General features: G+C 53.4%; 12 protein-coding genes. 3 read left to right on the top strand and 9 right to left on the bottom strand.

Annotated elements, in window-relative coordinates; all coding sequences use genetic code 11:
• Positions 1-16: 16 nt before the first annotated feature.
• From ACLQMU_RS08315 to ACLQMU_RS08275, 9 genes are all read right to left on the bottom strand, one after another.
• On the bottom strand, positions 17-325 hold the full coding sequence (locus ACLQMU_RS08315; protein ID WP_422150342.1) for a 2Fe-2S ferredoxin: 309 nt from the start codon (positions 323-325) through the stop codon (positions 17-19).
• Position 326: 1 nt separating this feature from the next.
• Entirely contained in the window at positions 327-1,709 is a 1,383-nt protein-coding gene (locus tag ACLQMU_RS08310; RefSeq protein ID WP_422150343.1) for a nitrogenase component 1, read from the bottom strand.
• Between the two features lies 1 nt (position 1,710).
• Positions 1,711-3,099, bottom strand: a complete 1,389-nt coding sequence (gene nifE, locus ACLQMU_RS08305) for a nitrogenase iron-molybdenum cofactor biosynthesis protein NifE (RefSeq protein WP_422150344.1) — start codon at positions 3,097-3,099, stop codon at positions 1,711-1,713.
• A 23-nt stretch (positions 3,100-3,122) separates the two neighbouring features.
• Positions 3,123-4,490 carry a nitrogenase molybdenum-iron protein subunit beta gene (gene nifK / locus ACLQMU_RS08300; protein ID WP_422150345.1) on the bottom strand — a complete coding sequence of 456 codons (1,368 nt, stop codon included), beginning with the start codon at positions 4,488-4,490 and terminating at the stop codon, positions 3,123-3,125.
• On the bottom strand, positions 4,483-6,108 hold the full coding sequence (gene nifD / locus ACLQMU_RS08295; protein WP_422150346.1) for a nitrogenase molybdenum-iron protein alpha chain: 1,626 nt from the start codon (positions 6,106-6,108) through the stop codon (positions 4,483-4,485). The genes nifK and nifD overlap by 8 nt, the downstream gene beginning before the upstream one ends.
• A 13-nt stretch (positions 6,109-6,121) precedes the next feature.
• The gene (locus ACLQMU_RS08290) at positions 6,122-6,541 is read right to left on the bottom strand and encodes a P-II family nitrogen regulator (RefSeq protein WP_443673652.1); all 420 of its coding nucleotides are present in this window, start codon (positions 6,539-6,541) and stop codon (positions 6,122-6,124) included.
• A 13-nt stretch (positions 6,542-6,554) separates the two neighbouring features.
• Positions 6,555-6,881 (bottom strand): P-II family nitrogen regulator, encoded by a 327-nt coding sequence (locus ACLQMU_RS08285; RefSeq protein ID WP_424039868.1) that lies wholly within the window; start codon positions 6,879-6,881, stop codon positions 6,555-6,557.
• A gap of 50 nt (positions 6,882-6,931) precedes the next feature.
• Entirely contained in the window at positions 6,932-7,759 is an 828-nt protein-coding gene (gene nifH, locus ACLQMU_RS08280) for a nitrogenase iron protein (RefSeq protein ID WP_422150349.1), read from the bottom strand.
• A gap of 1,012 nt (positions 7,760-8,771) precedes the next feature.
• Positions 8,772-9,134 (bottom strand): GNAT family N-acetyltransferase, encoded by a 363-nt coding sequence (locus ACLQMU_RS08275; protein WP_422150350.1) that lies wholly within the window; start codon positions 9,132-9,134, stop codon positions 8,772-8,774.
• A gap of 144 nt (positions 9,135-9,278) precedes the next feature.
• Between ACLQMU_RS08275 and ACLQMU_RS08270 the strand changes: the two genes are divergently transcribed.
• From ACLQMU_RS08270 to ACLQMU_RS08260, 3 genes are all read left to right on the top strand, one after another.
• Complete coding sequence (locus ACLQMU_RS08270) at positions 9,279-9,605, top strand: P-II family nitrogen regulator (protein ID WP_443673651.1); 327 nt, start codon at positions 9,279-9,281, stop codon at positions 9,603-9,605.
• Between the two features lie 284 nt (positions 9,606-9,889).
• Positions 9,890-11,479, top strand: coding sequence for an APC family permease (locus ACLQMU_RS08265; RefSeq protein ID WP_443673650.1), 1,590 nt, complete (start codon positions 9,890-9,892; stop codon positions 11,477-11,479).
• A 135-nt stretch (positions 11,480-11,614) separates the two neighbouring features.
• Positions 11,615-12,478, top strand: coding sequence for a PP2C family protein-serine/threonine phosphatase (locus ACLQMU_RS08260; RefSeq protein ID WP_422150353.1), 864 nt, complete (start codon positions 11,615-11,617; stop codon positions 12,476-12,478).
• Positions 12,479-12,506: the final 28 nt, after the last annotated feature.

Raw genomic sequence — 12,506 nt, 5'->3', positions numbered from 1 at the left:
GTTTCATCACCTCAGGTTACAACAGGAGCCGTTCGACCGGTTTTCCACCTTCAATATGGGAGTCGAGGATCTCGGCAACATCTTCCGGTGTCACGGAGCCATACCAGACATTGTCCGGGTACACGGCCACGATCGGCCCTTTCTCACATATTCCGAAACAACCGGTGTTGGTGAGGAAGACTTCGCTCCCGGTCCCACGTTCTTCGATCTCCTCTGCGAACTTCTGCATTATGTCGACACCGGTTTTGGTGTGACAGAATCCTTTCTGCGTCCCGTTCGGACGGGAGCTCGTACAGACAAATATGTGCTTCTCTGGTTTCTGCATGTCAATAACCTTCCTTAATCATCATTTTTTCTTTGATCCGGGTCCGGTAGGACATGTATTTCGTCTCGAGCAGGGTGTTCGTGAACCGGTCGAGGAACGCGAGCGTGCCGGTGTAACCGACCGAGAGGACACGTTGACCGCCGGTCCGGTCATGGACCGGGAACCCGACCCTTACAATGGGAATACCCTGCCGTTCGGTGAGAAACTTCCCACCCGAGTGGCCGACCGCGATATTTACCCCGGCAAGTGCAGCTGCCTCATCAAGGGTGGCAAAGTCCGTTTCCTCGAAGAGAACCGGTGCTTCTCCAACATCGGAGAGGACCGGCACCAGCAGCCCGGCGAGTTTGCTGTTCTTTGTCCCGCTTGCGATAACAACAGGCGGCGCTCCGTTCTCCGTGCAGGCACGGGTAAAGGCGTATACGAGTTCGGGTTCGCCATAAATGACGGGCTTCCCTTCTGCATTGTACTTGTGCGAATCTGCCATTGCATCAAGAAGCCAGCCCCGCTCAAGTGCGAGCTGGTCCGGTACCGGCCCGCAAACGAGCCCCTGCAGGGTTCCGATAAACCCGTCCATCGCTTCGATCCCTACTGGCAGGGGCAGATTAATGAGCGGAACGCCGAACTTTTCTTCAAGGAACAGGCCTGGCGAAAGAGCGTCCGGGCAGGTGAGCCCGAACTGGACGGTAAAGGGGGCGCCGGGCATCCGTGCGATATCCTCCGTCCGGGTTCCTCCCGGCGGGATCTTCTGGTACCGTCCGCCGTAAGGCCGGTCGAGCGTCAAAGAGTAATCGGGCACCAGCACATATTCTATCCCCATCAGGCAGAGAATGCGTTTGATTTCGCGGATATCGGCAGGGCTGATGTGTGGAACGATCACGTTGATACGGTTGTGCTTTTCCGCAGGCCGGGCGTAGGTGGCGATGACCGCCCGTGTCGCCGCCCAGAACCCCTCGGTGTGGCTCCCGCTGTAACTCGGGGTCGGCACCGGGATGATGTCAATGCCGTCAAGATTGTGCTCTTTTACATACGAAGCCACGATACGGTCAAGGTCCTCCCCCATCGTCTCCGAGAGGCATGTCGTGAGGATCCCCACCACTTTGGGCTGGTAGACCCGGAGCACGTTATCGATTGCTTTTTTCAGGTTCGCTTCTCCGCCGTAGATAGTCTGCTTCTCGTTCAGGCCCGATGAGGCGATGTCGACCGGCTCGTTGAAATGCTCAACGTTTGCAAGCCTCATGTACGTACTGCAGCCCTGGGAACCGTGCGAAATGACCATGGCATTTTCTATACCTTTGAAGGCGATCACGCCACCAAGGGGCATGCACATGTGGCACTGGTTCTCGTTTACCTGTCGTGCCCGGCCTGCCTGTTGTGTTCCGTCCATGTCAGCGTACCTCCGGCGCAGCGGTTCGTTTCAGCTGCTTCCAGACCGGTGAGCACGTGGTGACGTAAACCTCGTGTGCGAAGGTAACTGCCCCGTCAAAACCCGCGAGGCACTCTTTCCGGTCATGATTGTGGTCGACGAATCCGATACCGAGTTTGTACGCGAGGACACGCTCCTTGACACCGCCGGCCATCACGTCCACGTGTTTTTCAAGGAGAAACTTCTCGAGTTCGGCCGGGTTCGCATCGTCGATGATGACTGCATTCTCGTCAAGCATTCCGCTGATGTCGTCGTACTCCTCTTTTTTGCCGGTCTGGGTGCCGGTGAGGACGATCTCCATCCCGAGTTCCCGGAGCTGCCGGATAATGGCGACTGCTTTGTAGGCTCCGCCCACATAGATTGCTGCACGTTTGCCGGCGAGCTTTTTCCCGTACAGCCGGATAACGGGCCTGATGCGTTCCATCTCCCGTGCGATGAGAGTTTCGGTCCGGCGGGTGATTGCCGGGTCATCGTAGAATGCCGCGATCCGCCGGAGGCTGTCCGCAGTGTTTTCCGCACCGAAGAAGTTAACGGAAATGAACGGGGTGCCGAACTCTTTCTCAAGATTTGCCGCCACCCAGTGCATCGACCCGGTACACTGCACGATGTTCAAGGCAGCGCCGGGTGCCTGTTTCAGCGCCGCGACCGAGGAATCCCCGGTGAAGGCGACGTTGATCTCGATCCCCATCTCCGCAAGATAGTTCCTGATGAGCCAGGTCTCGCCGCCGAGGTTGTATTCTCCAAGGATGTTGAGTTTCCTTGTCTTTTCCACGGAGGTGCCGTCTTTTGGCGTGATAAGTTTCATCAGCGCTTCGGCCGCAGCCCGGTACCCGACCACTTTGTTGCCGGAGATGAAACCGCTCGATTCGACCGGGATGATGTCGATTCCGTAGCGGGCTGATGCCGCTTTGCTGACCGCGATGATATCATCGCCGATCATGCCGGAGACGCAGGTCGCGTACACGAAGATGGCAGGAGGGTGGTATTTTTCCACGATCTCATCGATGCAGGCGACGAGTTTCTTCTCGCCGCCAAAGACCACGTCGTGCTCTTTCATGTCGGTCGAGAAGCTGTTCCGGTACATCTCCGAACCACTCGACAGGCTCCCCCGGATGTCCCACGTGTACGTGGCACACCCGATCGGGCCGTGAACGAGATGTACCGCGTCCGTGACCGGGTTTAAGACAACCCTGGCCCCGCAGAAAACGCAGGCCCGCTGGCTGACCGAGCCCGCGAGGCTGTCGTCAGTACAGTGAATGGCCGTCTTGTTCTTGCCGCCGCTCGCAATGGAGTTCTGGCGTTCATTGATGCAGGCATCCGGGCCTGTTTTCAGTACGCAGGTTTCCTCCATGGTTTACCTCCCTTCTGATATTTTCACAATATAAGTTCGTAGTCTTCATCGAGGCAGTCGCGGTCCCGGCGTTCGAGGAACGCATTACTAATCTGCTCTATGAGGCGCAGGCACCCGCGATAGCCGACAACCGGCATCAGGGGATGGACAGCCCGGTCAAGAACCGGGAAGCCGACCCGGATGAGCGGGATGTCTTCGGCCCGGGCGATGTACTTGCCATATGTCGTCCCGATGATGAGGTCGACACTCTCCTCCCTGATCCACTGGTGAAGCTCGAAAAGGTCGCCTTCCGCCTTTACCTTGCTTCCCTCGATCCCTGCATCTTTGAGCAGCTTCTGGATCTCCGCATCGAACTGTTTGCCCGGTGTGCCCGTGAGGATATACTTCGGGACCATGCCCATCGTGAGGACGAATTCCGTGAGAGCAATCACGTGATCGGGATCGCCGAAGATCGCGACTTTCTTTCCCTGGTAGTGGAAGTGGGTGTCGATGAGGGTGTCAATTACCTGCCCGCGCTCGATGGCGAGCGATTTCGGGACGGCGACGCCAAACCAGTCTTTGATTGCCATGATGAAGTTGTCGGTCGCTTTCAGGCCGATGGGGAGTTTGAGGGGGATACCCGTGACCCCGAATTTCTCCTGCAGGAGATCGGCTGCATCGTTCGATGCGAATGCGCCAAGCGCTATCGTTGCAGAGGAGTTTGCAGAGTCGCGGATCTCCGCGATGGTTGCCCCACCCTCCGGGTACATTTCGTACTTGCTTGTCAGGGGTGAATCCAGCACGTCCGAAGTGTCCGGGAACATGATCATCTTAACACCGAGTTCGGTGACGATCCGCCGGATTTCCCGCATGTCGCCCGGGTTTACAAAGCCCGGGATGACATTAAGCTGGTTTTTCTTTTCGCCACCGTCAGACTGTGCAAGGTACGAGACCATCGCTTTAACCATGCCGGAGAACCCGGTAATGTGCGAGCCCTGGTAACTCGGGGTATTAACATGGATGACGAACTTTCCTTCCGGGATCTCGGCCTGTTTTAAGATGTTCGGGATATCGTCCCCGATCGTTTCGGAGAGGCAGGTGGTATGGACCGCCATGATCTCGGGGTTATAGATTGCAAATACGTTCTTGATGGAGGTCTTGAGGTTCGCCGCCCCGCCAAAGACCGAGGCACCTTCCGTAAATGAGCTCGATGAAGCGAGCACCGGGTCACGGAAGTGCCGGGTCAGGTGCATCCGGTGGTATGCGCAGCAGCCCTGCGAGCCGTGGCTGTGAGGCAGGCACCCGTGAATGCCAAGTGCCGCGTACATCGCGCCAATGGGCTGGCAGGTTTTTGCCGGGTTGATTTTGCCGGTCGTGTGGTCGACCGATCCTTCCGGTACGCAATCAAGCATTTGATTCACTCCGTATTTCCGGTTCTTTTTCCCATGGAGGGGTTATCAGTTTCCATGCAGGGGTCGTGAGAGCGTTTGCCACGTCACGGGCGAAGTTGATCGCGCCGTCGTATCCCGCGTACGGGCCGCTGTAGTCGTAGGCGTGCAGTTGTTTTGAGGCCACACCCATCTTGTGGACAATGTACTTGTCCCTGACGCCCGAGAGAAAGAGGTCGGGTTTTGTCGTCCGGATCAGCATCTCGACCTCGTGATGGTTTGCGTCATCGATAATGATTTCCCCTTTCTTCATGTTCGGGTAGATGCCTTCGTAGTAATTCAGCGGAACTTTTGCCTTGAGCTCCTCGTACTTTTCTTTGGATATATTCAGGTGAACGTGCGCTTCCTGGTACATCTTCTCGTCAGGGACGAGATGGAGTTCGGGGATGTTCTTGCTGTCCGCGTCGGGCTTGATGGTGGGGATGACCTGCCGGCCCTCGTAGTCGTCACGATGGGCGAACTCATAGCCGGCGATGATCATTTCCATACCAAGGTCGCGGAGGAGGTACTGGTAGTGATGACTCCGCGAGCCGCCGACGATCGCAAAGGCGGTCTTGCCTACCAGGATCTTCCGGTACTGATCGAGGATGGGCCCGATCCGTGCGGTCTCCCGTTCGATGACTTCTTCGGTTTTCTTCGCAAGTTCCTCGTCATCGAAGCACCGGGCAATCTGGCGCAGCGAATCGTTTGTCGATTCAATACCGATGAAATTGACCTTCAGCCATGGGATGCCGTACCTGGTTTCCATCATCTCGGCGATATAGTTGATCGACCGGTGACACTGGACGAGGTTGAGGTCCGCGAGGTGCAGGTTCCTGATGTCGAGGTAACTCGAATCCCCGGTGAGGACGCAGTTGACCGTGTACCCGATTTCGGCAAGGACGCGCTCCAGTTCCCAGCCGTCGCCGCCGATGTTGTACTCTCCGAGAAGATTGATGACGTGTTTGCCGGGTTTCCGCTCGGTCCCGGTCCCGACAATTTTCTCCATGAGGTTGTTGTTTGCTATGTGGTGGCCTGCCGACTGGCTGACCCCTTTGTATCCCTCGCAGTTGTACGCAAGGACCTGGATCCCGTGGCGCTCCCCGGCTGCTTTCGCGACGGCGACGATATCGTCGCCGATGAGTCCCACCGGGCATGTTGCACATATGTTGATCGCCCGAGGGTGAAATGCAGCGACGACCTCGTCGATCATCCGGGCAAGTTTTTTCTCGCCACCAAAGACGATATCAGGCTCCTGCATGTCGGTCGTAAAGCATAGCTGTGAATAGATCCTGTCCGCCGGGGTCGTGTCATCGGCCCGCGCCTTGTTCCGGCGTGTCCCCCAGCTGTAGTACCCGCAGCCGACCGGGCCGTGGGTGATGGTTACCATATCCTTTATCGGCCCGATGACAACACCTTTGCACCCCGCATATGCGCAGCCGCGTTGCGAGATGATGCCGGGGATTGTCCGGGTGTTTGCCTCGATCTGCGGGCAGCATGCTGCCGCTTCATCCCTGACGATGAGATGTTTCTTCCGGTTTTTCTTCACCGTATCCGGATAGGGGATGAGCATCTCATCGATTGTTCCTTCAATATCGCTCATATCAGATGCCTCCTTACCAGATTGCCGCTTCTCCCGATTCGCCGGTGCGGACCCGCACCGCGTCGAGGATTGGCATCACGAAAATTGCCCCGTCCCCGATACCATGCCCGGTCCTGTTCGCGTTCGTTATCGCTTCCACGATCCGCGGCACATCGTCATCGTGCGCGAGGATTGTAAAGAGCCGGCGCGGGAAGAACCGTGAGCCGTCGAGAAAACTCGTGACAAGCTGTTCGGTGTCCTGTGCCTCGCCAAAGTCATCGGTGCTCATCGAGAGGAGTTTCTCCCTGCATTCTTCGATCCGCACCTGGTCGGTGATGAGCCGGCCCCTCCCGGAAACTTTCACCGCAGTGAACCCGGCTACGCCGGCCGAGACGAGGGCTTTTTTCGTGGCGCCGGTTTTTTTCATCCGGATTACGGCCATTATCTCTTTCACCAGAAGTCGCCTCCTAGAGGATGGGTGCACCTTTCGAGATCGTGTAGACCTCTTCGATGGGAGAAACAAAGATCTTCCCGTCCCCGAATGCCCCGTCGCTGCCGGTCTTTGCCGTTGATAAGATCGTTTTTACAACCTTATCCTTGTCCGCATCCTGGATAGCGACAAGGATGAGAGTCTTTGGGATTTCGTCATAGACCATCCCGCCGATCCTGATCCCTTTCTGTTTGCCGCGGCCCACAACATCAACCATGGTTGCCGCATTGAACCCCGCAGAGGAGAGCTCTGCGAGTACGTCGTCTTTCTTTTCCGGTCGTACAATTGCACGTATCAGTAACATTGCCTCAATCCCGCCTCAGTTTTAACGTTTATCTTCCGGGTTTTCCGTCTTTACATTGCGTCGAGGAAGCCGTGCTGCATCATGAGCTCTTCAAGGCGTTCCTGTTTCATCGGTTTTGGGATGACGAACATCTTGTTCCCGTCAATGGCCTGTGCGAGGTTCCGGTACTCATTTGCCTGGTTTGACGTAGGATCAAAGTCGACGACCGTTTTCTTGTGGATCTCCGCACGCTGCACGAGGTTGTCACGCGGGACGAAATAGATGAGCTGGGACCCGAGTTCCTTTGCGAATGCCTCGAGAAGAGGGCGTTCGTTGTCGACTTTCCGGCTGTTGCAGATAATACCGCCGAGCCTGACTTTGCCGTTTGTCGCGTATTTCTGGATCCCTTTTGAAATATTATTTGCCGCGTAAAGGGCCATGAGTTCTCCTGATGCGACAATATAGATCTCTTCAGCTTTTCCTTCACGAATGGGCATCGCAAAACCCCCGCAGACAACATCCCCCAGCACATCGTAGAAGACATAGTCGAGGTCATCGGTGTACGCCCCGAGCGATTCGAGCAGGTTTATGGACGTGATGATCCCGCGGCCGGCACAGCCGACACCGGGTTCAGGCCCTCCGGATTCGACACACATCGTGTTCCCGAATCCGGGTTTGAGTATTGCACCGAGTTCGATGTCATCTCCTTCATCTCTCAGGGTATCGAGAACAGTTTTCTGGCACAGGCCGTGCAGGAGGAGCCGTGTCGAATCCGCCTTCGGGTCGCACCCGACGACCATGACATGTTTTCCTGATTCTGCGAGCGCCGCAACAGTGTTCTGTGTGGTGGTCGATTTGCCGATACCGCCTTTTCCGTAAATTGCTACCTGTCGTTTCATTGAACTATACCTCTGTCGTTTCCACTATTATCCGTAAAAATTATTCCCGGAACCTTGCCATATGATTCCAAGGTCCGGTGTCCGCAATTTGTTTCGTGCAGAAGACCCCGACGTTTGTTTTCATCTTATCGGGATTTTTTGAGGAACGAATCAGGATACGTCAATCTTTCGTCCCTCCTGCCTGTCTTACCCAACTCCCGGTTCGGGACTTTCGGCATTGCATGCACAAGCAGTGATTATCGGAACAATTGATCCGATACGTGTCAAGTGCATGAGCCTCTTCGTCATTCCGCCCAAGAGTAGATCTACAGCTTTACCTTGTGCAATGGAGCAAACGGGCATGACAAAACCCTAGTGTCTCCAGTCCTCAATCGTCGCATCGCAGGTAACCGCCGGTTAATCGCGGATACCTCCGAAGCTCGTGCAGTTTGTCGCATCTTTCCTCCTTTTTACAAAATAGAATTGTTTTACAAATATTTATATGTTATAGTAGGAACATTCCTTCTCTCGTATAACATTATAAATAGTAATCAATCAAACCTCAAGAAGGCAGCACAGTTATCCCTGAAGACAAATGGAATTGGGAGGAAATTCGGTCGAACGCCCGGAAAACCATTATTGGCGCCAAGAAAAATATAGAAGATCCGAACATTTTCCATAAGATTGCCCCTATCCCGGTTCTTGCCCGGATTGGGTTGGGGGGTCTCATCATCATATGGTCCCCCGAGGCATTTGTCGCTCTTGGGACGAACACCTACTTTGCTATTTTTCTTGTGTTAGGGACTGCACTCACGGGTTTTTATCATCTCATATGCCTGCACCCTAATTCAACCGGGCAAGTCTGATTATTCTTTTTCCTGATAACATTCTCCTCTGCCATTTTCCCGGAGGAAATACAACGCCCAGTTTCGTTTTGAAAGGACCTATCTGGTAACAGGTCATATCGGCAGGAACGGCTTTATTGAATTCAAAAAAATTCTTCGCTTTTTTGTTCCAGTCAGGAACGATCAGTTCAAGTTTTCCACATCCTCTTTTTTTTTGCTGTTCTTATACAAAATTCAAACAACGCCAGTCCGATCCCAAGATTTCTAAAACTATCCAGGACAAACAGTTCGTCAACGGAAAGGGAGGGTAACGCCATGACGGTCGAGTACGACATGATGATAATTACGTAGGCTACCCATTCCAGGCCTATTTTCCCTAAATATACCTCGTATTTAGGATTTTTTGAAAATGCGTCCTCTTTGAGTCTTGTTAATATTGTGGAATCAGGAGCGCGAGTTCTCTCCGATTCCCTGTATTGTGTAAAAAGAAAACCAAAATTATCAAAATTACTTTTATTCATTTTTTCTATATGCAATAATATTTCTTGCATGGAAAACTAATTCCCCCAGATAATATAAATATTTTTAGTTCTTATACTTCATCGGGATTCTTGTGACCACAGTATCTCATTAAAGTGCATACTAAAACACAAAATGAAAATGAACACGCTATCAGACAGAGGGGTGAAAACGGTATGAAGATGGTTCTGGCGGCAGTACGCCCGGAGAAATTGGATGTAATAAAAAAAGCCCTCGAGGAAAAGGGTTTTGTTGCCATGAGTATCTTTGAGATGACCGGCAGGGGGGAACAAAAGGGAATTCTGCTCGAATACCGGGGAGAAGATGTTGCAGTTGACACCCTGCCTAAGATTATGCTCATGATGGTCGTAAACCACAATGACGTAGATTCAGTTATTTCTATCATACGGGCCAGCGGGAGGACAGGACATATCGGAGATGGAAAGATATTTGTTCTCCCGGTAGAGAAGATGGCCAGAGTACGCACTGATGAAACCTGGTAATAAGGACTGGATAAAAAGGATCTTTCACGTGAAAGATTCTCCATTTTTGATAAGCCGCCGATTGGTTTTATTCTGAATTATTAATCCTTTGCAAGGAAAGCCTGAGAAGCATAGTATCGATCTATAATTTTTCCGGATGCGGAATTAATGCATCATTAACACACAATGATTCGATGATTTTGCCTAAATAGATAATTTTATAAAGTATGGAAGGAAATTGTCTTCCTGTAATTTTCCAAAAAGAGAAAGGAACCATTAGATGAAACTTGGGGGGATTTGATTCAATGGAGCAATCACAAAGCAATGACCAGGCACAAGGAGCCCCGAAAACCGGGACAATGAAACGTACGTTGAACCTGACGTCACTTCTGGTGAATGCCATGGCGCTTATTGCACCCGGCGCATTTCTCTGGACTACGTTCCAGATACAGGCAGCACAAACGAACGGGGGCGTAACAACAGCAGGAGAGATGTGGACCGGCCTTATGGCCGCTCTCATTCTTGCCTTCTTAACGGCAATTTCCTATGCCGAGCTTGCAAATATTTATCCCAAGGCCGGCTCCGGCTCTTCTTATTATTATGCCGAAGCCGCGTTTCTTGAAAAAGAAAAAGCCGGGCACCGCAAATGGGCGCGTATTGCCAAATTTTTAGTAGGCTGGATATCCCATCTCTACTACTGGATTTATCCGGGCATCATGGTGGCCTTCTCGGCAATCCTGATCGTGTATATCTTCGGATTGTTCGGGATCGCCCTGGCAGTATGGCAGCAGATCCTCGTAGCCATCCTCTTTGCGGTCTTAAACGGCTACATCGCCTATCGCGGGATTTCAGGTTCCACCATGACCGCGATTATCATTAATGCTATCCAGCTCGCGGCACTCATCGCTTTTGCAATACTCGCGATCCTGTACCGGCACGCGCATCCGGATCTCGCGTACGTCCAAACCGCTTCAAGCATAATGATACCGCATAATTTCACAAACCTGCTTTTCCAGTCGACCATTGCCATCCTGTTACTGGTGGGATTCGAATCGGTGACTTCGTTAGGTTCTGAAGCGCTCCGGCCAAAGCAGGACATCAAACGGGCAATCCTGCTCTCCCTTATCATCCAGGGCGTATTTGCCTATTTGTTCGAATACTTCGCGGCCATCTACTTTGTCGGCCCCCAGATGACCGGCACCGATGCGACAGGAGCTGCAGTTTCCGGCTGGGGGGCAGCCGCAGCGTCGGGCGCTCCCATCGGCGATATGGTACGGATTATCGGCGACTCGATGTTCGGGGGAGGTACCGGGTTCATTCTCGTGATAATATTTGCTGCGACGGTTGTGCTGGCATTGATCGGTACTACCCTTGCCTGCCTGAACACCGGCGTCCGCATAACCTATGCAATGGGCAAAGAGAAAGAGATGCCCACCCTGCTTGGTATCCTGCACGGTCGTTACGACACGCCGCATTACGGCATCTGGATACTCGTCGCGGTATCTGCAGCGCTCGGAGCGTATGGGGTGGTAAATGTCGATAACCTGACCCAGATCACGCTTGCATCCAACACGGGCACCTTCCTCCTCTATGGCCTGACCAATTTGATCGCCCTGTGGGCGTTCTTTGGCCGTCCCAATTCCAGTCTCCTTAAACATCGTGTGGTCCCGTTACTCGGTTTCCTTGCGAATTTCCTCATGTTCGGGGCCATTATCTGGCTCGGTGTCAGTGCCGGGGGAAATTCGGCCAACGATGCCGTGATCGCTCTCGCGATGGTTGCAGTCTGGCTGGTGGCCGGGTCAGCCTGGTTTATTCATAATTCGAAGAAACTGAGTCGCCCGGTACTGGCAACTAATGTACCACAGGCAAATGGTCTGGATCACGATGATGCATAACCCGATGGATCTGGAAGAAAAATAACTGGTGGAATCCGGGAGGCAGCAAGAGAGAAAAACCCGGGAGGTAAGAAGGAGGTAAATCCCCCCGGATCCAGGATTTCTCATGTTTCCCCCGTGAATTTCAGGAGAATCATGGTGGCAGAAAATTCCCCGATGCAGGCAACAGACAAAACGCCGGCTCTTGTCGGCGCTATTGTGAAGTGGCGGGCAATCACTCATCAGGGACTGCTGCGCTCGCAGAATGAGGATGCCCACTGGGTCTCCCATTCTGTTGAAGCCAAAAACGATACTGAGTCGGCTTCGCGGTATATCTTCGCTGTTGCCGATGGACTGGGCGGACACCGGGGCGGGGCCATCGCCAGCAGGATGGCCCTGAAAGCGGTTAAGGATTGTGTTTACCGGTGGCATGGAGGGGGATCGGACCGCCTCGTTGGCCGGGCCCTGCAACAGGCAAACCAAAAAATATTCCACGTGGCCCAATCCGACACTGAATTATTCAACAAAATGCAGACGACATTGACTGTCGTTGCGTTGGACCAGGATTCATTAACCGTCGGCCACATCGGAGACTGCCGGCTTTATCGTGTAAGAGATGGCCGCATCGACATATTGACCCGGGATCATACCATGGCAAATGACCTGCTCCAGTTGCATTTGATCTCGAAAGAACAGGCATCTGATCATCCGGGACGGCACCAGCTCACCCGTTCGGTTGGTGGCGAGCCATTTATGAATTCGGATATAATCCGCGAGAAGATGCATCCCGGTGACATCTACCTGCTCTGTAGTGACGGGTTGTGGTCAGAACTTACCAGGGATGAAATTTTCTCTGCATTGCAGGAGAACGATGTCAGTTCGGCATGCGAAAAACTGGTTCGCATCGCCCTGAGGGGGGGTGCGCCGGATAATATCACGGCCATTGTATTTTGCATTGAAATGATTGGGACACAAGCGGCACCGCTGTTTTCCTGGAGGTCAATCCTTGGAAGACGATAATTCCCGACACAATCCGCCAGCAGGAGAT

It is taken from the genome of Methanoregula sp., assembly GCF_052325125.1.
In the GTDB taxonomy this organism is placed as follows: Archaea; Halobacteriota; Methanomicrobia; order Methanomicrobiales; family Methanospirillaceae; genus Methanoregula.
The sequence above is the reverse complement of the archived record's forward strand: the minus strand, read 5'-3'. Positions and strand labels throughout refer to the sequence as shown.

Bases quoted from the DNA above. Each gene is read 5' to 3' on its own strand.
- ACLQMU_RS08315 (WP_422150342.1), bottom strand. From the start codon at position 325: ATGCAGAAACCAGAGAAGCACATATTTGTCTGTACGAGCTCCCGTCCG.
- ACLQMU_RS08310 (WP_422150343.1), bottom strand. From the start codon at position 1,709: ATGGACGGAACACAACAGGCAGGCCGGGCACGACAGGTAAACGAGAAC.
- nifE (WP_422150344.1), bottom strand. From the start codon at position 3,099: ATGGAGGAAACCTGCGTACTGAAAACAGGCCCGGATGCCTGCATCAAT.
- nifK (WP_422150345.1), bottom strand. From the start codon at position 4,490: ATGCTTGATTGCGTACCGGAAGGATCGGTCGACCACACGACCGGCAAA.
- nifD (WP_422150346.1), bottom strand. From the start codon at position 6,108: ATGAGCGATATTGAAGGAACAATCGATGAGATGCTCATCCCCTATCCG.
- ACLQMU_RS08285 (WP_424039868.1), bottom strand. From the start codon at position 6,881: ATGTTACTGATACGTGCAATTGTACGACCGGAAAAGAAAGACGACGTA.
- nifH (WP_422150349.1), bottom strand. From the start codon at position 7,759: ATGAAACGACAGGTAGCAATTTACGGAAAAGGCGGTATCGGCAAATCG.
- ACLQMU_RS08275 (WP_422150350.1), bottom strand. From the start codon at position 9,134: ATGCAAGAAATATTATTGCATATAGAAAAAATGAATAAAAGTAATTTT.
- ACLQMU_RS08270 (WP_443673651.1), top strand. From the start codon at position 9,279: ATGAAGATGGTTCTGGCGGCAGTACGCCCGGAGAAATTGGATGTAATA.
- ACLQMU_RS08265 (WP_443673650.1), top strand. From the start codon at position 9,890: ATGGAGCAATCACAAAGCAATGACCAGGCACAAGGAGCCCCGAAAACC.
- ACLQMU_RS08260 (WP_422150353.1), top strand. From the start codon at position 11,615: ATGGTGGCAGAAAATTCCCCGATGCAGGCAACAGACAAAACGCCGGCT.